Below are 22,314 nucleotides of genomic sequence, written 5' to 3'. Positions count from 1 at the left end.
ACTATTATTTAGACCTTAGAGATTTGACCCTAATTTTTTTAGGGGGAGTTTCAGATGGAAAAAGACCCTTTTCCTGAACGGTCTTTGTAATGGTAGATTCCAGCTTTAATTGCTGAACATCTGACCTGGCATCTACAAATTTGCTTCTTAGCTCACGTACCTCCTCATTCAATGCAGCAATTCTATGCACCTTTCTATCCGCACTATGAGAGCTACTTATCATAACCGCCGCCAGAAAAGAAGCATAAATGATAAAAAGCCAATTCTTTGGGGCATCTCCACTAACCAGAAACGTGCCCTTTAGAATATCTAATATGCCCTTTTTCATTTTCATAATTCCTGTACTAATCGTTCGGCTATTCGAAGTTTTGCGCTACGCGCTCTATTATTCTTTGCTATTTCTTCTTTGGATGGAATTATCAAGGGCCCTACTTTTTTCAAAGGCACCGAGATATTACCATAAAAATCCTTTTCTGGATCTCCTTTAAACTGACCGGCCCTTATAAACCGTTTTACCAAACGATCTTCCAGGGAATGATAACTTATCACGCTTAACCTGCCTCCTGCATTGAGCAATCCGGGAACCTGCTCCAAAAACTCGGCAATTACCGCTATTTCTTGGTTAACCTCTATGCGAATAGCCTGATAAATCTGCGCCAGTATCTTATGCCTTTTATGATCTGGAAGAAACTTTTCTAAGGTCAATTTTAATTCCTCTGTGGTAGTTATTCCTTTTCCTTCCCTGCCTTCAGTAATTGCCTTTGCCAAGGCGTTGGCATTTCTTAAATCACCGTAATTAAAGAACATATTCCGCAAATCATCATAAGAATAGGTATTTACCACATCATGTGCCGAAAGCTGGATACGTTTACTCATCCGCATATCCAAATCCGCATCAAAGCGCGTAGAAAAACCACGTTCCGCTTTATCGAACTGATGAGAGGAAACCCCAAAATCAGCTAGAATACCGTCTACTTTCCGAATGCCATAGAACTTTAAAAACTGGGTGATGTACCTAAAGTTTTCACTAATCAAAACAAATCTTTCGTCTCCGAGAACATTAGCTTGCGCATCTTCGTCCTGATCAAATGCGAAGAGCTTTCCATTATCGCCTAGCTGTTTCAATATTTCCTTGGAATGACCTCCACCTCCAAAAGTAACATCTACATAAATTCCATTTTCTTTAATGGCCAAACCATCGACAGACTCCTTGAGCAATACGGGATTATGATACATCCTTCTTAGGCTTTTCGGCATAATTTACTTCGTATGCCAGTTGTTCCCTTTCCTCTGGCGTAGAATCAACATCTCCGTTATACGTAGCTAAATCCCAAATTTCTATATGACCATCCATCGGAGATAGTTTTACATCCTTTTTTATGTTTACCAAACCAATAATATCTTTTGGTATCAATAATCTACCGGTTGCATCTATCTCCACTTTACGAAGGCCGTCATTAAATTTTCTTTTAAACTCTCTATCCTTTCTACTGCTTCCCAAACGCTCGTCTAGCTTTTTCAATTCCGAGTGCCACACGGCAGCAGGGTATAATTCCAAGCATTCATCGTAATACGATTTTTTCACAAAAAACCCATCATTAAGCATAGGAGTCATCTGACTCCTAAGGGATACCGGTAACATTATCCTTCCCTTCGCATCTGCCTTGCAGTTGTAAACACCTGTAAAATAGATTTCCAAAATTGATGGTCTTTGATTATATAACTCAAATATATAAATATTATTACCACATTTTACCACTTAAAGCCACTTTGTTAATAAAATAGGGAATTTTCTACAAATTTTACCTCTAACTGCATCTTTATACCACTAAAATTTAAGTTTTAACGTTAGGCATACAACTACACCGTACACCTCAAAAGACTTTACATTTAGATATGTTCATTCTATATATTGTATTATATTGCAATTCCTATATTTGCCTAAATACCAGAAGCACTCTGAATGAAAGACGATTTAATTAAAGAAGGAAAATTTAGGTATACAGAAAAAGGAGAAGGCACTCCCATCGTTATTCTACATGGTTTAATGGGAGGTTTGAGTAATTTTCATGGTGTAACCAATTTTTTTCCAGATAAAGGATATAAAATTTTGGTTCCCGAGCTGCCTATATATGATATGCCAATGCTCCAAACCAACGTAAAGAATTTTGCAAAGTATGTTGAGGAATTTATACAATTTAAGGGCTTAAAAGATGTAATTCTTTTGGGTAATTCTTTAGGCGGACATATAGGCCTATTACATACCAAAATGTATCCTAAACTTATGAAAGCTCTTATAATCACTGGTAGCTCTGGTCTGTACGAAAGTGCCATGGGAGATGGGTATCCTAAAAGAGGAGACTATGAGTTTATTAAGAAAAAAGCACAGGATGTTTTTTACGATCCCGCAGTCGCAACCAAGGAAATAGTAGATGAAGTTTTCGCTACAGTTAACGACAGGGTAAAACTAGTAAAAACCTTGGCCATAGCTAAAAGTGCCATTCGCCATAATATGGCTCAGGACCTGCCTAGCATGACTACCCCAACTTGTATTATATGGGGCGAAAACGATGCCGTTACTCCACCGGATGTGGCTGAACTTTTTCACGAACTATTACCCGACTCCGACTTACATTGGATTAAGGAATGTGGCCATGCCCCTATGATGGAGCATCCACAACAATTCAATGCTATCTTGGATGCATGGTTACAAAAGAGAAAGTTCTAGGTTAATTTGACAAGTAGTTAAATTCATCAATCCTACTTTTTTTGCTCGTACCGCTATATAGTATTAGAAATCTTGTTTTTATTTTAGGGAACTCGCTTATCAAAACATAAATCATCTTGAAAATTAAGTCTGCCGAATTTGTTATGAGCAACACTAATGTTGCTAAATGTCCAAAGGAGCCTATTCCAGAATACGCATTCATTGGCCGCTCAAACGTTGGTAAATCATCCTTGATAAACATGCTTACAGATCGCAAAAGCCTGGCAAAAACATCGGGCAGGCCAGGGAAAACGCAACTCATAAATCACTTTAAGATAAATGAAAATTGGTTCTTGGTAGATTTACCAGGATACGGTTACGCCAAAGTATCAAAAAGAGATAAGAATATTTTTCAAAAATATATTACTAACTATTTTCAGCAACGCGAACAACTTGTATGCTCCTTTATCCTTATTGATATACGCCATGAACCACAAAAAGTGGATATGGAGTTTATGGAATGGATGGGCGAAAATGGCATACCCTTTGTGATTATCTTTACAAAAGCCGATAAATTGAAACCTAAGGCAATTGAACGAAGTGCTAACGCCTATGTAGACCAAATGCTCCAGGGTATGTGGGCAGAAGCTCCTCAATTCTTTATAACCTCCTCTAGTAAGACCATTGGTAAAGAGGAAGTTTTGGGCTATATCAGTACTATTAACAATAATTTTTTTGAGGCCACAAAAAAGAAAGGATAACACTAGGCTTTAGTAGAAAAGTTCAAATATAAAATTCAAACAAAATTTGTTTTTTTGGGACTTCCTGCTTCTTTATTATAGCAGGCGGCAGGTTTTAAAATATTCAAATTACTACGTTAATAAAGATATTACGCTGTCTTTACGCCTAGCAAAAAGGTCTCTTTTTTTAGTAATTACTGACTACGATAAGCTTTTTTCATTAGAGCTAGCTCAAACTATACTAATCGTGTCTTGGCCTGAAAAAAGTATATCGTTTACTTTCTACTTTTTTTCTCGGACCTTTTTACTAATTTACGTATGCAGCATACTTAGACCCGTCTCTTAACCAAGGAAATAAGTGCATCGGGCGCCATAAAGGAATTTAACTCATGCGTATGTATTAGCACCTCTAGGCCATTATCAACTGCTATGAGTACAATAGGAAAAGTAAACTTATGACTAAATTTGGAACGGTATATCTTCCCAAACTCATTTTTGTGCAGGAATTCTAGCTCTGTCCCAACTTCTTCCAACTCTTTACGAAATTGTGTCCATATCTTCTTCTCAGAAAGTGCCCCATGGGTAAGCTTACATAAATTACAATTGTAAGTAGCCGGACTTAAAATCTTATGAGCACCGTCCACAATACTATTTCGTAGTCCGGAGTCGGCATTGTAAATAAATAAAAGTTTTTGAGACATATAGCACTTACGATTAAAATTTAGATTTAAATAGAGCCTGTTTCATAGCCTTTGGACTCTAAACAGCATCCAAATGATTTACTTTAAACAAACTAGTGCACTTTACAACTACACAAAAGGACAAACCTCATTACAAAGTATAGACCACTCTAAACGTTAAGAATCTAGGTTGAATGAAAGTTTCCGAAGTAAAAACAGATAGGTCATTAGCACTATTTCTCACTTGAGAGTCGATATCCAAAATATTAGTTGCCCTTATCTCGTATTCCCATTTTGCATCCCTATCCTTTCTGTAGGCGAGCGAAGCATCCCAATTTTGAAACGATTGTGAATCACCATTACCAAGGTCTTGATTGGTATAGGTATAGTTAGTACGCACCGTAACCTTTTTCCAAATATATGCATCAAAATCAACCGAAGGGGCATTGGTAATAAAAGTAGTTTCACGACTCCCTTGGTTGTTATTGGTTACGCTATAGCGATACTTAAAATTTATATTTGGTGCTTCTTTAAAGTTGGTACGTATTCCTGGCGTGTAGGTCTGCGTGAAGCCTTCATTAAGGGATTGCTGGCCTTGAATGAATTGATTTATTTTACTATAATTAAAATTCGCGTTTAAACTTGTCCTAACCTTACCAAAGGTTCGCTGTACCCGCCCCACTACACTCACGTTTTCATCCGCAAAATTAGAGTTGAAAAACGTACTGGTTCGAATAACGTTCTCGAAATTTGTCAAACCTCGTACTTGGTCAATATTACTCGTATATGCTGCTCTGGCGAATACATTGGTATAATTAAATAGATTAAAGCTACTGTACAACAAACTTATATTATGAGATAAAGCATTTTGCAAATCGGGTGTGCCAAACTGAATACTGTTGAAATTATTAAGCACCAAGCCTTGCGCCAATCGCGTAACGTCTGTAAATTGATTTTGCATCGCATAATTCACCGTTAAAGATTCACTTTTCTTGAACTGTATCCGTGTTTCAAAATCGGGTAATAATCGGAAAAAATTATCCTTAAAAGTTTCACCAAATTGGATATTCTTGTTGCCATATGCGTGTACCGAAAACCCAGGCGTAATCGTGAACATACCTGTTTTGAGCCTATAGTGTAACCCCAAATAAACATCGCTAAAATTATACTCTGTGTCATTTATCGCCAAACCTTCATTGATGGTAGGGGTTATCTCGAATTGAGATCCATCAGTCAAAAACTGAAAAATATTGGAATTAAATTCTTGCCTACTTAAAATGGTACCAAGGGTCAGGTTAAGGTTGCTCTTCGCATTTAGGATTTTATAATAATCCAATTTTGCATCTAATTGATTGGAAGCTATACGTCTGTTCTGACCAAGGTTATAATTGGTCAGCGAAGTATCGAGACCTAAGGCATCCGCGGTAGTGTCAAAAGCATCCTCTCCATTGGGGTCGTTGACCAAAACCGCATTGTAAAAAGGGTCTTCGTTCTTTATCAAATGTTGGGCTTCAAAAGCAAATATATTGGTCTCCCCAAGTGTATAATAATAATTGACATTTTGATTGATACTGTAGGGCTTCACTTCCTCTAATTGACTAGTATTCCCAAGAACCGACGAAAAATTATTCTGAGTTTGTGAATCATTGGATGTTCGCCCTAAGACATCATAATTCAACTGATTGTTAAGGTTAGGTTGATAGGAGGCACTAAGCTTTAATAAGGCTTGATTAGATCGCTCTCTACCCGATTGTTCTGTTGCCTCGTCTGGAATACCTAAATCGGGATTCGTATATTGTACAAAACTCGTTTCTCTGGAAAGGATACGACTACTATTATAAATTAAAAAACCGCTCAAGTCCAGACCTTTGTTTGGAGAATAACTAAAATTACCTGTTGCCAACTTATTCTCTACCTCTAAGGCATTCTCTTGAGTTGTTAGAAAATTAAGACTGTTATCCCCTAGATTTATGTTTGTTCCACTACTACTACTAGGGGCTCTAAAACCCCCGCCAAAACCTCTAATATCTCGCCTAGATAGCGCCGCCTCACCTGTGTTGTTCAGATCTCCAATAAAATTGAGCGTATATTTTGGACTGTAATAAAAAAGCTTAGGTTGTAGGATGTAGAGTTCATTATCTGGTGCAATACCTACCCCTGCCGTCACATCACCGAACCAAAAGTTCTCTTTCCCATCTTTGAGTTTAATATTCAAGGCCACATTGTCCTGGTTATTTCGAACACCGCTCAATTGACCAACTTCTGAATAATTACGCAATACCTGAATCTTATCCACGGCTTTAGATGGTATGTTCTTTGTTGCTAATTTGGTATCCCCGTCAAAAAAATCCTTGCCATTTACCATGAGCTTGTTCACCACTTTCCCCTCTACCTCTATTTGGCCATCCTCATTGATTTCTACACCTGGTAAATTTTCAAGTATGTCTTCTAATTTTCGCTCGGTTCCTGTGGTAAAAGAGTCGGCATTGTAGACCACAGTATCCCCTCGGATACTTACCGGCATTTCATAAATCAGCTCTACCTCGTCCAAAGCATTATCAGGCTGAAGGATATAATCCTTTACAATATCGCTTTCTTTGGTTGAAAGAATTTCCTTAAAGGTGGTCATTCCTACATAGCTAACTTGAATTTCATACGTGCCATTTTTCCCAAGCTCTAGCTTAAATTTTCCTTGGGGATCTGTAATTCCATACGATTCCAAACCGCTTGTTTCTTGATTTATAGCAATAACGTTGGCTAGCTCAAAAGCATCTTTTAAACTATCCGTAACCGCACCCTCAAATTTCACTTGGCCATAAGAGATACTTGCTACCATGAACAGCAATGCACAATATAATTTTTTCATTCGTATGTATTAGGTGATAGTTGATTAGGACTATACAATCGCTGCAATATCAATTTCTCCTTCTCCCTCTGTTATTTCGCATTTCTAACATTTTACTTTGAATGGTCTTTTGGTACTCGATTTTGGTTATTTCCTTTCCTTTATCTGGGGCCTTAATTTTAATCTCTTCTTTTGGATTCATTACAATCTTGGCGCAAAGCATAGTCGTGCTACCCGCACTTACCTCTAAAATAAGACCTGGAAGACCCCAAAATTCAGCAGGACCATGCCCAACAGGTATTTGAGGTGTATACCAGGCTTCGATTTCGGTCATATTCACCTCAGGCTCCAGCGTCTCAACAGCTGTAGAATCTGTTTTCGTTGTTTCAGGTGTTCTTATGTCACCCCAAGAAAAATCGTACCAAGCAAGTTCACTTGATGGCACCAAAGCGGTAGCCCTAAAACACAAATATTGGCCTATTTGTTTAGACTCCTTACCCATATCCCACGAAATTTTCTGCAACTTATCCTTTACTAAAAATCGTTTGCCATAAAACTCTTGGCTTTGCACCAACACATCTTCTTTTACATTTTTGTACTGCTCTCCACGAGCGAAGTTATTTCCCCAAGAATCCGTAGCACCGGAAATGGCATCTAACTTGTCCTCTTCGTTAAACACGGATTCTTCCTTATTAAAGCTTAGAACGTAAGTCTTTTCTAGCCTATTCTTCAAACGTGCCTGTACCTGTTTTTTTTGTGCCTCACTCATTCTTGCTCCCCAGCTACCCAACTCCATCTTAGATTTAGAAAAATAAAAAGCTTGCCCTTGAAATTCTACAACATTAGGTTTAAAAGAAAATAGAAAAACAAAGGAGATGAAAGCAAACATAACGACTAGTGATTTCATAGTGGGTTTTTAAACTAATTATGTTGAACGAATATAATTAAAGACTAAACAATGCGAGATTGTTTATAAGAACATTAACATTGATGCAGCTTAATATAGCGTTAAAGAATCAATTATTTTTGTGTGGTACATAGCAGCAAAAATTATGTTTTATTACCCAAAGTAGTACTGCAGTTAGTTTTCGAAGTAAGTAAATACTAATATTTCATCAATAAAGTTCTAAGAAACTAACTAACGCTATAAGACAAAAAGCACTACTGCTTTATCGTTTTACTCTTTCAATTCCATTTTTTCGGCAAAATAATCACAAAAGTCCTTCATAGTAGCTGTCATCTTTTCATCTTGCGTCGCTTTCATAAACGTTTCCGTTAGCGACACCAAAGTTTGATGAAAAAAAGTTTTCATCTCATCCACAGGCATATCTTTCGTCCATAAGTCAATCTTTAAAGACTCTTGTTTTTTACTGTCCCAAACCGAAAGGAGCATAGCTTTGGCCTCCTCGTTATCTATGCCACCATCTTGTGCGGACCATGATAGTTTTTCCGGTACACGGTTATCATCTAACCCTACACGTAAATTAATTTCTGATATATGTGATTCTGCCATCTAATTTCTAGGTTTGTAATTCGATTTTTTAAATATTTCCTCTGCCGGCAAAGTCAACATCTGTTTGAGACCAATACGGCTATTATCCATAAATGCTTTAATAATTTGCCAACCTATATACCTTCCTAACCTTCCCGGAGATTCATTGTCCAGTTCCAAACCAAATTTTGAAAATGGCGCTGGGTCTAGAAAACGAGGATTCAATTCGTTGTCCGTACTGTATAAATGTTCTTGCTCAACAAAATTACGCCAAATTGGCTCTTCGCTGCTTATAGCCCAATCCAACTCCTCTTTCGTGTACCCTATTTTTTCCATATCAGTAGCTGTTGGCATAAGCATATCTTTTAGATAAAGTTCTTTTCCAAAATAAATCATCCGTGCCAAAAAAGTTCTGTCTCTTGGTTTTGGTACTACTTTTTTCGCAAAGGCACTGGCTACATCGCTTACCATATAGGTTCGGTCCAAGGATTTAGCAATATAACGTTGAAAACCACCATAATACTTATGCTCAGAACCTAAATAATTATCAAGGCCTATGAACAAAAGGGAATCAGCAAGAATTATACGGTTATTGTAATCTACATCATTGGTGACCGTGACAACTCTTGGAATATACTGTTCGGGAAAGTAATATTTTATATGTTTGAACAATTGTTTAAGTCTGGCTTCCTCATCCATAAAACTATTGAAGGTATTCCCAACTTCTTGGAAGAGCTCTCTTTGTAAGGAATCGTTCAATTTAGCTACCCAAATACTATCGGGCGCTGGAAATAGATAGGGGTATTTAGAACGCAACAGGGGTATCTTATCTGGTGTTGCTAAAGCAAATTCTCTATCAAATCTTGAAACCCGAAGCTCTAGAGCAATTTTCTCTATGTCCTGAGCTACCTTATTACTATCATTACACCCCATAAGAAACAGTGAAATTGATAATACCGTAAAAATCAGTTTTTTCATACCAAGTATTTCGGAATTCATTTTATTATTCTCCAAAGACGACTTATTTTTAAGGCAAAGTTAATCGATTTCTAAATATTGACGCCATTATGCAGACGGAAAAAGTAATAGATCATATTGTAAACTGGTTAAAGGACTATGCTACTAATGCAAATCAAAAAGGATTTGTGATTGGAATTTCTGGAGGAATAGATTCTGCGGTTACATCTACCCTTTGTGCAAAAACAGGTCTAGACCTGCTTTGTTTGGAAATGCCAATTCACCAAGCTCCAAATCAATCCGACCGTGCATCCAGACATATCGAGTGGCTTCAGGAACAGTTTAAAGGTGTTAAAAGGCAACCCGTTGAGCTTACTCCTGTTTTCGATAGTTTGGTCACGGCTTTCCCTGCTATAGCTAACGAAGAAGAACGTTTTATGTCATTAGCCAATACCCGTGCTCGTTTACGCATGACAAGTCTGTACTACTTTGCGGCACTTAAACGCTATCTAGTAGCAGGGACAGGAAATAAAGTTGAGGATTTTGGCGTAGGATTTTATACTAAATATGGAGATGGTGGCGTGGATTTAAGTCCGATTGCAGATCTTATGAAATCTGAAGTGTATGAAATTGCAAAGGCACTTGGGGTAAATGAAGAAATAATAAAAGCTGCGCCTACAGACGGACTTTGGGGAGATGACCGAACAGACGAGGACCAGATTGGAGCTTCCTACCCAGAACTGGAATGGGCAATGAAAATGAAACATCAAGGAAAAACAATAGATGACTTCTCTGACAGAAAAAAAGAGGTGTTTTCCATCTTTATGCGTTTCAACGGAATAAACCAACACAAGATGGTAGCCATTCCTGTTTGCCAAATTCCAGAAGTGTTGAGATAAACCACTCACCTAACAATCAAGTAGATAAATCGATTAAATTATATCAAATTGTTACATTCGTTCAAAAATAACAGAACTTTGATTTCGAAATTAGATTTATAAGTCTTACATTGCATGTGCGTATTTATACACAAATAAGCAATTTTAGCCAGTCTAGAAAAACCTACATAATGATCAAAGTTTTAATTGCGGATAATCACCCTATTATAAGAATGGGTGTACGCCAAGTTCTTGAATCCACAGCAGGATTTGAAATGGTAGACGATGTTTCCACTACCGACGAGCTGTTTAAAAAACTGGAAAATGTTACCCCCGATGTTGTAATGTTAGAAATGGATATTCCAGAAATAAACGGAATAGCAGCGCTAAGAAAAATCAAAAAAGAATATCCAGATGTAAAAGTGCTAATGTATAGCGGCCAATCTGAGGACGTATACGCCCTTAGTGCTATTCGTGCCGGAGCATTTGGCTACTTGTCCAAATCGTCGGATACTGAGTACATCGTAGCAGCGGTAAAAAAAGTTAGTGAAGGCAGCATGTTTATTACCAACGAGCTAGCACAAAGGTTAGCTTTTGATGAAGGAACAAAAAAGCCAAGAAGATTCTTCAGAAAATTATCTACAAGAGAGGTCGAGGTTTTAAAACTCTTAGCGAGTGGAAAACGAAATAAAGAGGTCGCCCAAGGGTTAAATCTTAACGAAAAGACGGTAAGTACGTATAAAGCACGTTTAATGAAAAAATTAAATGTGGATAATATGGTAGATTTGTTGCAGCAAGCCAAAGCTCTGGAACTATACTAAGACAAAAAATATTTATTAAAAAACCCGCTTATGCGGGTTTTTTTAATTTAAGAAGTCTCTATCTAAGATAAGACCCTATTCAGTTTTTTATTCAACAACGTATTCAATTGTAAGTAATTCATGATTTCCTCCAATACTTCTTTATTATCGTCCTGTTTATCTTGGGTTTCGTTTTGTAAGGTTAGCATTCTTTTTTTTATCAAAAAACAACGTAAAGTTAAAATAGTTTCACTCACCAATTGAGCTATACTGGTTTCCTTGGCTTTAGGATAAATATCTTTTCGTTCCCAATCATGCAAGGCATATTTTTCCTCTTCCATTAGCAAGGAAGAAATATTATTTGCCATTTCTTGCTCAAGACCCATCATAAAACCTTGAATGGCGAATTCTTCTGCCTGGTTCAATGCTGCTATCAGTAAATAATAAATATCCCTAAATTGGGAATTTGTAAATTCTATTTCATCTTCCTGCAGGTCTAAAAATATTTTTTTAAATACGGTACTCTCTACAGATTCAGGCTCCATAACAAGGACTCCTTCCTCATTCTCCTTTAGCACCAAATCTTCAAATTTTTCCTTTTTGTCACCATACACCAAAAGAAGCTCAATGATTTTTCGTTCCAGCTCAAACTGCACATCCACTTTCTCCTCTACCTCTTCATTTCGAACCACATTAAATGCTTGTGGTTTCGATTTTTCCTGTTTTTGGCTATCGGTTATATCCTTCTTGTCTATTTGTGCCAAGGTATTGAACAACACGGCCTCGGAGATGTTCATAATTTGAGCACACTCCTGAATATAAATTTCCTTTTTTATACGGTCTGGAATCTTAGCAATACTATTAACGATATCTCGCACCGTGTCGGCTCTCTTGATAGGATCGTTTGAAGCCTCCTTTACCAATAAAGAAGCTTTAAACTGAATAAAATCCTTTGAATTTTCCTTCAAGTATGATTGCACCTCCTCCAACTCGTTGTTCTTTGCAAAACTATCAGGGTCTTCACCTTCAGGGAAAGTACATATTTTCACGTTCATGCCCTGTTCCAAAATCAAATCAATACCCCGCAACGAAGCACGTAGCCCTGCTGCATCCCCATCAAACAAGACGGTTATGTTTTTGGTAAGCCTGTTAATGAGTCTAATCTGTTCTGGCGTCAATGCCGTTCCACTGGAAGAAACTACATTATGAATCCCTAGTTGATGAAACTGAATAACATCTGTGTAGCCTTCTACCAAATAACAGGTATCTTCTTTGGCAATCGCTTGCTTCGCATAGTAAATACCGTAAAGCACCTTGCTCTTATGATAAATATCGCTTTCAGGAGAGTTTAGGTATTTAGCGGCTTTCTTCTCATTGGTTAGGATTCTACCGCCAAAGCCCAAGACCCTGCCACTTAGGGAGTGTATGGGGAACATTACTCTTGCTTTGAACCGATCAAAAGTTCTTGGAGTATTTGGATTATTAGCATCCTCCTTTACAATGGTAAGGCCCGTCTTACTTAAATAATCTAATTTATAGCCTTTGTCCAGTGCTGCTTTTGTAAAACCGTCCCACTGGTCTAAGCAGTAGCCCAATTCAAACTTTTTTATAGTCTCCAGGGTAAATCCACGTTCTTTAAAATAACTAAACCCAATTGCCTTTCCAAGCTCCGTTTCTAATAACATTTCCTGAAAATGGTCGCGAGCGAACTCCGAAACCAAGTACATACTTTCGCGCTCACTCGCCTGTTCTTTCTGCTCGTTGGACTGCTCCGTTTCCTCTACCTCTATATTGTACTTTTTGGCTAAATATTTTATAGCCTCCGGATAAGTAAAATGTTCGTGCTCCATTAGGAAAGCGACTACGTTGCCACCTTTGCCGCTACTAAAGTCCTTCCATATCTGTTTTACGGGCGACACCATAAAACTTGGCGAGCGCTCATCAGTAAACGGACTCAATCCCTTAAAATTGGAACCAGATTTTTTCAATTGTACAAAATCACCAATAACCTCCTCTAAACGAGCGGTCTCATATACTTGATCTATGGTTGTTTTTCCTATCATATAGCCGCACTACTTTTCCCTAATTGGGACAACAATATATTTATGTATTTTAAAATATCAAAAGTACTACTAAAAATGATTCTTTTTTTTCGAACACAGTCCGAAAAAGGGGAAACAAAACAACTTGTAAACTGTACCTGTCCATATCGCGAATAGCAAGAAACTGTGAAAGCAGTGACGCAGGGAAACTTTTTCCTTTGTTTTAGATAAAACTGTTCTAGATTTCCACAAACAGGTATGCAAATACACTCATTGCAAGCGCAATATATTATAAAAATGAATTTTCGGATGGAGTAAAAGTAAAGCAAGAACAAAACCTTTTAGCACTTATTTATACAGTTACCAAAGCTCACGCTAAAGAATCCTATTATATTTGATACAAAGTAAACCTCTATGTATTTACCAGACTAAAACAAAAAGAGACCCTAAAATGGGTCTCTTTTATCTTTAAACAGATTTAATTAGGTATACTAAAGACCACTCGGGTTCTCACCAAGAGTGTCATAATTTGATCCTAAAAGAGAGAAATCCAAAATATCAATAATCCCGTCCCCGTTAAAATCAGCTTCAGAAATAAAACCAGGCTGGCCGGCACTAATATCATAACTTGCCCCTAAAAGAGAGAAATCAAGTATATCAACGATATTATCGTTAACCGCATCTCCCATTCTCAATTCTCCCATATTTATAGAATTCGCCCCTGCCACCAAAGTTACAGTTTGTACTACTTGCAAGGAATTTAGATACTTAACCGCTAATTGGTAGGAGCCTGGTGCAATAGTGTTAACTGTTCCATCAATAATCATATTACCTGCTACATCAGCGGTCGCCGTTAGGTCATAAACTGCTGTTATTGAACCAACATCATATAATTTAACACTATAACCCCCACTATGATTCGTTCTGGACTGCAAGGTTGTAGATATGTTTATATCTGCAGTTGTTCCTGCACATGGCGGATCAACTTTTAATACCAGCACATTAGATGTTCTGCTCACTTGTTGATCAATGGCATATGGTGTATTTGACACCACAGCAACAATATAATTCAATCCTCCGTTAGGGGTACCTGTTGCTTCAACAGTTTCCAGCAGTGTTACCGGTATCTGCACAGTTCCTCCAGACCCAATAACACCCGTAAACATTGATTTTGCTATGGCTTCGTTGGCATAATAGGTTTCATCAGGCACATTAAATGGTGGTGCCCCGGATTGAATATACAAACGACTGTCCATTACAAGTAATGAAACATTAGCACCAGGTGTTCCGCTCACCTCAATTGTTTGAGTGGGCGTTTCCACACATGATGGTGACACAGGAATACCTACTGCTGCAATTGAAGGCGTTGGCAAGGCATTTGGGGCTACTATAGCCTGTCCGCCACCAAGACTTCCATCTTCGTACAGGCTAGATACCACGGTTGAACCATCGCTAAAGGTTATCGTAATTGTCGCCCCGATTAACTCAAAACCAGATACGGAACCTGCCCCACCTGCTCCTGGGACATCTTTGATACTATTTGGATCAATATCAACCGTGAAATCAAACTTTTCGTTAGAATCAAAATCGGTAAAATTCATTCCTATGATATCATAGCCTCCATTTCGAGGTCCGGTAAACGGATCCACACAAGCGTTAGCTGGGCTTACAAAACCAACAGCCGCAGCGCCACTATTAGCAGTAAGACAACTTGCAGTAGCATCCCCACCTGTTCCAACCGGGTCAAAAACATTATCTGGTAAAATACCCGTACTAATATCTATGGCTATTCCTGTTATTTGAACATTCCCTGTAGAGTTGTTGGTGAGCTGAAGGCTACTCCCTCCATACGTACTCGCCCCGAGTGGGCCACCAGGTGTAATTTCAAGAAGCGCCGATGGGTTGCCGGATGCAGGCATATCTGCCACATTCCAAATAAAATCAACTTGTGAGCTTAAAGAAGGTATACATACGTCTGCTGCGGTTACGGTAACATTATAAGGACTGTTTTCTGCTGCTCCTGGCATAACCCCCATTCTTCTTTCCGATTCGGGCAATGACGTACTTTGTGGATTACCACTAAATGCGGTAACATGGGATAATACCATGCGATCAATTATGTGATTACTAGAACGTGCGGAAATCAATACATTATACATACCCGGCGCATCAAAAGTTGCGTATATCTGATGTGGGTCATTGTCACTGGTATTGGTCGCCCAACTCCATGTATTGGAATTTACATATACTTTGAACCAACCGTTGGATCCTGCGCCAGCAGGAACATTTCCAATACAATTATTCGTACTTCCGTCTAGTCCTTTGGGGCACACTATAGCGCCTGAACCTTTTTCACCATAAAAAGAATCGGCTTCTATTTTTAACCAAGCATCATTGTGATCTGATGTGTTAGTCCCAAGGCCAACTTGATTGCGCCATTGAAATTTGTATGTTCCCGTTGTTGTAATTTCAATGGGGTAACTGATTAATCCATTTCCAGTATTATTAAAAGACTGAGGGCCTTCCCAAACAATAAAATCCCCACCAGTTGCTGTACCAGGGCTATTTATATTGGGTGAGTTAGCATCAGCCGTGGTTACCCAACTACCCGGTAGATTTTCCACAGACTCCATCTCAACGACTACCAGTCCATTTTCTTCAATAAAAGCACCTTCAGTTCCTGTACCCGTTCCTTGTAACATGGTACCGGTAATTAGTCCCGTAGTAGAATCTATATTTAAAGTAGGAGGCAATCCTATTGCCGAAAACACAATATCCCCACATTCATCCAAATCGTCATCAGTGGCAATTACTTGCAAGCTAACCACATCCCCTTCTATACTCTGTTGTATCCCGGGATTGCTTACAAGAGGTGGTGAATTCGTTATTGATATCGTACCTCCCAAAATTTCAATAGCTTTTATATTAGGGTTTTCGATACCTTGTAAAAAATCAATATCTAAATTACCATCAGCCACAGTTACATTAAATGTTTCTACTCCGGCCGTATTCCAACCATAAGTTGCTGTTTGATCAAAATCATCCAGCATAAGATTTCCTTCAATTTCTACATCAAACACACGAATTCCGTTGGTTTGTGCTCCTGTCCAGACTTCGGCAAAAATTAAATTTACCGTATAATCGCCGTTGGGAACGGTGAAATTCCATTGCATATTGTCCGGATTTGCAACATTACTGTAACGCTCTGTTGCAAATACATTATCAGGATAACCTGTATTATTAGTGCCTGTAAAATTTGCAACCCCAAAAGTAATATCAGCTGCCGGCGAAACAAGATTTATATATGTTGATGGCGTGCCGGTGTTGGCAGTGCCTTTGGCAGCTACCACAGCTTGATCTTCAGTCCAATCCGGATTCGGACCGTCCGTTGCGGCCACTAGAGCTCCTCCGGTATTGACACGAAATAAAACATTCGCTACACCAGCACCGGAAATCAGGGAAACCACTGAGATGGAACCATCGTCATAGGTTAGTGTAAGGGATGCAGATTCTCCTTCGACCGCCCCAGTATGATTTACTGCAATATTTGTAGTTTCTCCAGGGGCAATGAGTAAAAATGATGTATCGGTTACAATCGTAAAGGCTGCAGCATTGGCACCAGTCAATTGCGCGTCTGTTATAATAATTCCTACATTTTCACCCGTATTAGATACAGGAACATTTAAACCACCTCCAGTTGGTACAGATTCGGATGCCGAAACCACGAGTTCGCTGGCTGTAAGTACTGCTCCTGTCGGATTATCGCTTCCGTAGAATTCCATGTTTTTCATTTTGCCACCGCCTCCTTTGGTTTGAGATCCTGCTGTTACATGAATACCATCTCCAGAAACTATTGCTTGAGTGCCATGGCGTTTCGTAATTAAACTAGATTTTGTCGTCCAGTTTCCCGTTGAAGGGTTATATGCCTCGGCAGTATTTACGGCGTCGCCAATGGTATTACCTTCCAGGTCTACTCCAATCTCCCCACCAATAACGTAAAGTTCATTTTCAAAAGAGGCTACGGAAGCTGCCGCACGAGGTGTAGGCAAATCTGCTATGGTAGACCAAGTCTGGGTGATGAAATCGTAGACGTCCACTTCGGCAATCAAAGGTGCAAAAGTACCACCCGCACCCCCAGAAAGGCGTCCGCCCGCCACGTAAAGTTTATCTCCTAGAACGGTAGCATGAAAATGGTCTCTTGCCCTTGGAGCGTCTGGTAAGCTAGTCCATACTCCGGTTAGCGGATCAAATTCATCGAACCAGGGAATAAAACCGCCACTATGGCCTTTTGTATTTCCCGCAATTACGTAAAATTTATCATTGTAAACGACTAAGCCTGCAGATCCTCTTTTTCTGCCTGCTGGAATTTCAGGACCCTGAATCCAGACATTTTCTACAGGGTTATATGCATAAACATTATCCGCCGGAGCTTCCTCGGGATAAAGATTGGTTTTAAATGCGCCAATAACCCAAATCAATCCTTTGTGCTCCAGTGCCTGGAAATGGTTAAACTCCTGAGGGGCAGAATTGGGAATTTGATCCCAGGTTTTAGCTTGGTAATTATAGACATCCAGCGTAGTGGCGTTTTCCCGACCGCCAAAGAGGTAAAATTTATCGCCAGCCTGCACAAAAGAACATTCGTGACGGGCTGTATAATTTTCATCATCGGTTTGGTCGTTCCAAAAATCTTGGGAACCAACATTCCAAATAAATACAATATCAGTGGCGGCATTGGATGCTTGCCCAACACTAATAGTAACGGAGTATGGGCTATTTAACTCGGCACCTGCGGCAATGTTTCCAAAAACTAACCCGGTTGTAGGTTCGATTTGTAAACCTGCTGGTAGGTTTGTAGCAGAATACTGGTAGGGTTCGCCATTGACGCCGCCCGAAGCCAAAACAGTTAAGTTTATCAAGTCTCCTGCTTCGTTATTTTGATTTGGTATCGCTTCTACCACCACAGGTGGGGTAAATTCTCCTCCAACCTGCAAGATTTCGATACCGTTCATCGTTGGATTTTGTATAACTGCAGCAACACTAATATTTAAGATTCCGTCTACAAGCGTCACGGGGAATTCCAGCATTCCACCGACTTGGTGTCCAAAGGTGGCTGAAAGGTCAAGGTCATTTTGCACCAAATTTCCTTCAAGCAATATATCATAAACACGTTCACCTGGGGCACTAGTTCCGACAAAACCATTTCCAGCGTACCAGCGGATGATGTAATTGCCGTTTGGTAATTCAAAAGTCCATTCCATTGCCGGAGCTGCAGCAGCAGGGTCCCATCTTTCAATAGCAAAGAGGTCTTGAGGAACATAGTCAGGTACTGTAACATCACGCCCCGAAATATTTTGCGTCGCTATTTTTCCAGTATTTACGGTCCAATTTATTCCGTTGAAAGTTCCACTTTGAGCCCCTGCGCCGCCTGTTGCTATCCAGTCGGGATTTGGTGCATCCGTCGCAGTAATCGCTGCTCCGTTTGCACGGATACGTAAAATAGGAACCGGTTCATCGTTAACGTTTACGGTAAATGTTTGCTCAACAAAGAAGTTATTGGTGTCTGAAGCTTTAATGGTAATATCAGCTGTCGCCTCTGACGAAGGAATCTCGATGGTCAACGTCTTACCAGTAATAGAAGCGTTAATCGTGGCATCTGTATTACCTTCAACTGAAAACGTTAAATTCTCATCACCACCATCATCGGTAAAGAATTGGTCGAGCTCAAAAAGCACGTCAGGGTCATTAATTAGAGCCGCCACATCGGGGAGTATTTGTTCCACAGTTGGTTGACCCGTCTGCACATATAGGTAATTCCAAGTACCTTCTACTTCGGCACCTGCTTGATTAGATGATCCGATTAATCCGACAGCAAGAGGCTCACTGGAAGATTGGATAGCGTCTAAAATAGAACCAGTAGCGGTGATGGTTCCTGCATTTTGAAAACTACCCACATTATCAAATCGGTAGTCAGCCTTTACCTCTCCATTGGCGGGGTTCACACTGAAGCGAAGTTGTACTCCTCCAGGTCGATCTCCAGTAGCGATGGCTACATCGATTGGTGTTTGCGCTACATCGCCCACCTCTTGGCGAATCTGAAGTCCTGATTGATTGATAACAAATTTGATGTAGTTGCTCTGTGTTCCATCGCCCATGAATATTCCTATTTCACCCGAAGTTGGTGCAGAAGCACCGTAGAGCTGAAGGGGGTCATCAAAGCTTAATAAGGCTCCCTCAATAGCAAAGCCTCCTGTGCTTTGATCAACATTTACTCCGTATTGGAACCCTTTTTCTTGATTATTGGAACCTCCTAGGGCTGTTCCTGCAGTCATTTGCATGGTCATGGCACCTATGGCACCACCAAGAAGATCGTTGGGATTGGGGTCGCTTGGGTCGTCTCGGCGGTCAAGCCAATTCAACCAATTGGGATTGGCATCACCATTGTTCATGAGTCCCGTAAATCCGAGACCTAAAAATCCTTTCAAGACAGGATTATCCGAATCGAGTTCATTCAAAACCGGAAGATCAAACGCATCACTTCCTGAATCAACGGGATCTCCCATTTGGAAAGGGTCGTTAGCGTCATCAATTCCGTCGTTATCGTCATCAGAATCATTGAAGTCAGAAACCAAGATTCCACCAGCAGCCTTGTCAAAGTCGTTTGGTTGAGCACCACCGTTGCAGATAACTTCTTCTTCAGTTTGTATGTTGTCTTTGTTGTCAATTTCGTCATTATTGGTGTAGCCGTCGCCATCATAATCTTCGGTTCCGACAAATTCAGAATCCGTAGAATTAAAACAGGCGAGTACGAACCCATCTGGCTCCAAAACTATAATGTTTCCATTGAAAGGGGCCACCCAAATGGTACCAGGGAAAGGATCACTATCACTGTTGCAAGTTACTCCGAGAGCGTTTCCACCAAGGCCCGAAGCAAAAGTATTAATAAGTGTATAGCTATCATCGGACGGGTCATAATCTACACGGCGTAACACTCCACCATTCTTACCCGCAATAAGGTCGCCTTGCATGGCACCACCAAAGGCTGAAGAGGTATACACATCTAGTGCATTCGTATTTGTTCCCCAAGTGGTGATGAGTTCATCATTGGGTCCGTCAGGATTGTTAATGCCTGGTCCTCTCCAATTCGCCTCTTGTGAATCTGCCAAAGACAGCGGCACTGGAGGCCAGTTGGCGGGCAAACCTACATTTGGATCAGTTGTTGACCCGGGTGTTGACCCATTAGGATCATAAACTTGAGTCCTGAAAACATCACCCGAAAGGGTATTAGGACCGTTGCTTCCTGGATTAGTAAAAAGTCCCGCGCCCGCTGGATTAGCTCTTACCGGATTTGGATGACCTCCATAAAAACTTCCAAATGAATAGGATGAAATATCGTCAGTGATTTTGGTCAAGTGATCTGCATTATTTACCTGTTCGCCGTCTTGAGGAGAACTACTACCGGGCTCTCCGAGAGGGTAATCGTTGCTCACAGTTGCAGGGTTGCCTTCATTTAAAGGTAATCCACCCCAGCCACCATTGGCTCCGTTGTCAGTCACATATACCTCTCCATTGAGACCAATTGCCAAATCATAGCTGTTTCTGTATCCTGGTGAAAATATTTGAACAGGCTCACCTATAACAATCATACCTTGGTTAAGGCCATCGTTTCCTCCCCACGGATCACCAACATCAATTCCGTCATAGTTTGCGTCATTGGGATCAACCGATCCGTTAACGTTTGGTCGCGTTGGGTCATCCAGAGTTGGAATATCATAAATAAAAGATCTACCTGATGACAGATCGGTTTGAATGGGTAATGCTTCCAGAGCACTAAGATCTACGGATAAGATTGCCGCTGAAAGAGCGTACTCAGTGATCCACGCAAAATTATCGGAAGGTGCACCTGCATTGGTAAACCCTCCTGAGGCAACAATCAAGTAGCGGGTTCCATTGACTTCTACAAACTCTAAACCGTTAGTGGCGTGATTTTCTTCTGAACGAGGTAAACCTCTTACGATGTCTGCTACATCCCAAGTAGATCCATTCCAACTAAATCTGGTAATGACTCCTGAGTTGGTGTCGAGATTTTGATCTCCGCTAGGACCACCGATTCTTGCATCGGAAGAAGTAACGTAGACTACAGGATTAGCAGCTGTGCCAGCCACAGTAATCCCTGTAGCTTGCCGCCCACCTCCGGCGCTTGCGCCGTCGTCGTTATGGTTGGGAATATTGGAAACTTCGGTTAGCTCTTCAGCGTCAATGGCGATGTAATCGTTATCTCCGTTTTTCTGAACCGTGAAGATGTCCACATTCCCATTACGGCTCAAAACATAAAGTCGACCATCAGGACCATACATTAAAGATGTTCCACTGTTAATGGAACCTTGACCATTAAGATTCAAGTTACTTTGACTAAAACTCTGCGCTTGCGTATCTAGGGTAACAAAGAACAACAATAACAGCGTCATACCTGTAATTAGGCCTCGTAATTTAATTGAATCACGATACCCAATTCCTACTTTCTGGCCACTGTCTTCCATCCTATAATTATTTAAAAAATAGTTTTTCATTTCCTCTAAATTTTCTTTAGCTAGTTAATATCTATCTATTAACATTTGTTCTTGATACTGTATTCCCTTGCTATCCACAGTATTTATAAAATAAGTTCCAATGGGCAAATCATATACATTAAAGTCAATCATTTTACTATCAAGACCCAAGGGTTGTCTAATGGTCTTAATAAGCCTTCCGATAACATCAAAGATTAAAATTTCTTCTACCAGAATAGGTTCATCAAAAGACATGGTAACCTCATTAGTGGCTGGGTTCGGAGCTATACTCATCTCGTTCAACTGGGTCCTAGCGACTAAAGGTGACTGATTGCCAAACGGGCCGTTAATTACAGAGAAATTAATAGTCTGCGTTGGTCCAACTTTTGGATTGGCAACAAGGGTATAATTTCCTACCGGAAATGGTTTACCTTGAATATCTACACCAATATCTCCAAATAAAGAGTACGGCGGAGCAGCACCTTCAATCCTATTCTCCGTTAGTTCCCCAGTTAACGTAAACTGGACACCACCTGGATTAAAGCTTGAATTAAAAATAATACCCAATGGCATATTGCCAATAGTAGCTTTATTTATCTGTAAGCCATCGGTCAATGCAAATAGTAC

15 protein-coding genes are annotated in these 22,314 nt (G+C 39.9%); 4 read left to right on the top strand and 11 right to left on the bottom strand.

From position 1 onward, the window contains the following. Positions 1-4 precede the first annotated feature (4 nt). The 3 genes from Q360_RS0121370 to Q360_RS0121360 are packed head-to-tail and all read right to left on the bottom strand — an operon-like array spanning position 5 to position 1,699. Positions 5-328 (bottom strand): FtsL-like putative cell division protein, encoded by a 324-nt coding sequence (locus tag Q360_RS0121370; RefSeq protein WP_027078895.1) that lies wholly within the window; start codon positions 326-328, stop codon positions 5-7. Positions 329-330: 2 nt separating this feature from the next. Next, positions 331-1,257, bottom strand: a complete 927-nt coding sequence (gene rsmH, locus Q360_RS0121365) for a 16S rRNA (cytosine(1402)-N(4))-methyltransferase RsmH (protein WP_245603379.1) — start codon at positions 1,255-1,257, stop codon at positions 331-333. After that, positions 1,226-1,699 (bottom strand): division/cell wall cluster transcriptional repressor MraZ, encoded by a 474-nt coding sequence (locus Q360_RS0121360; protein WP_027078893.1) that lies wholly within the window; start codon positions 1,697-1,699, stop codon positions 1,226-1,228. Before Q360_RS0121360 ends, rsmH begins: the two co-directional genes overlap by 32 nt. A gap of 264 nt (positions 1,700-1,963) precedes the next feature. On the opposite strand from Q360_RS0121360, the gene Q360_RS0121355 reads away from it, so the two are divergent. Together Q360_RS0121355 and yihA are read left to right on the top strand one after the other, a co-directional pair. Further along, positions 1,964-2,728: an alpha/beta fold hydrolase gene (locus tag Q360_RS0121355; RefSeq protein ID WP_027078892.1), complete on the top strand. Its 765-nt coding sequence runs from the start codon at positions 1,964-1,966 to the stop codon at positions 2,726-2,728. A 116-nt stretch (positions 2,729-2,844) separates the two neighbouring features. After that, on the top strand, positions 2,845-3,468 hold the full coding sequence (gene yihA, locus Q360_RS0121350; RefSeq protein ID WP_027078891.1) for a ribosome biogenesis GTP-binding protein YihA/YsxC: 624 nt from the start codon (positions 2,845-2,847) through the stop codon (positions 3,466-3,468). A gap of 308 nt (positions 3,469-3,776) precedes the next feature. On the opposite strand, the gene Q360_RS0121345 is transcribed toward yihA, so the two are convergent. The 5 genes from Q360_RS0121345 to gldB all read right to left on the bottom strand — a co-directional run bounded on the left by Q360_RS0121345 (position 3,777) and on the right by gldB (position 9,442). Further along, positions 3,777-4,148 carry a hypothetical protein gene (locus tag Q360_RS0121345; RefSeq protein WP_027078890.1) on the bottom strand — a complete coding sequence of 124 codons (372 nt, stop codon included), beginning with the start codon at positions 4,146-4,148 and terminating at the stop codon, positions 3,777-3,779. Between the two features lie 130 nt (positions 4,149-4,278). After that, entirely contained in the window at positions 4,279-6,993 is a 2,715-nt protein-coding gene (locus tag Q360_RS0121340) for a carboxypeptidase-like regulatory domain-containing protein (protein ID WP_027078889.1), read from the bottom strand. A 49-nt stretch (positions 6,994-7,042) separates the two neighbouring features. Beyond that, positions 7,043-7,879 (bottom strand): GLPGLI family protein, encoded by an 837-nt coding sequence (locus Q360_RS0121335; protein WP_027078888.1) that lies wholly within the window; start codon positions 7,877-7,879, stop codon positions 7,043-7,045. 270 nt (positions 7,880-8,149) lie between these two features. Further along, positions 8,150-8,485 (bottom strand): gliding motility protein GldC, encoded by a 336-nt coding sequence (gldC, locus tag Q360_RS0121330; RefSeq protein ID WP_027078887.1) that lies wholly within the window; start codon positions 8,483-8,485, stop codon positions 8,150-8,152. Next, entirely contained in the window at positions 8,486-9,442 is a 957-nt protein-coding gene (gldB, locus tag Q360_RS0121325; RefSeq protein ID WP_027078886.1) for a gliding motility lipoprotein GldB, read from the bottom strand. A gap of 89 nt (positions 9,443-9,531) precedes the next feature. Here gldB and nadE point away from each other — a divergent pair, with 89 nt between their 5' ends. Both nadE and Q360_RS0121315 read left to right on the top strand, forming a co-directional pair. Continuing rightward, a complete protein-coding gene (nadE, locus tag Q360_RS0121320; RefSeq protein ID WP_027078885.1) occupies positions 9,532-10,320 on the top strand; it encodes an NAD(+) synthase in 789 nt (262 codons plus the stop codon). Between the two features lie 170 nt (positions 10,321-10,490). After that, positions 10,491-11,120, top strand: a complete 630-nt coding sequence (locus Q360_RS0121315) for a response regulator (RefSeq protein ID WP_027078884.1) — start codon at positions 10,491-10,493, stop codon at positions 11,118-11,120. Between the two features lie 62 nt (positions 11,121-11,182). Here Q360_RS0121315 and dnaG read toward each other — a convergent pair whose 3' ends face one another. The 3 genes from dnaG to Q360_RS24200 all read right to left on the bottom strand — a co-directional run. After that, complete coding sequence (gene dnaG / locus Q360_RS0121310) at positions 11,183-13,162, bottom strand: DNA primase (protein WP_027078883.1); 1,980 nt, start codon at positions 13,160-13,162, stop codon at positions 11,183-11,185. 470 nt (positions 13,163-13,632) lie between these two features. Continuing rightward, entirely contained in the window at positions 13,633-21,708 is an 8,076-nt protein-coding gene (locus tag Q360_RS24205; protein WP_245603378.1) for a malectin domain-containing carbohydrate-binding protein, read from the bottom strand. A gap of 24 nt (positions 21,709-21,732) precedes the next feature. Then, positions 21,733-22,314: T9SS type A sorting domain-containing protein (locus Q360_RS24200; protein WP_036196446.1), on the bottom strand; the 582-nt coding region annotated here is incomplete at its 5' end.

It is taken from the genome of Maribacter antarcticus DSM 21422, from assembly GCF_000621125.1.
Taxonomy (GTDB): domain Bacteria; phylum Bacteroidota; class Bacteroidia; order Flavobacteriales; family Flavobacteriaceae; genus Maribacter; species Maribacter antarcticus.
This window is presented reverse-complemented; position numbering and strand designations above follow the sequence as displayed.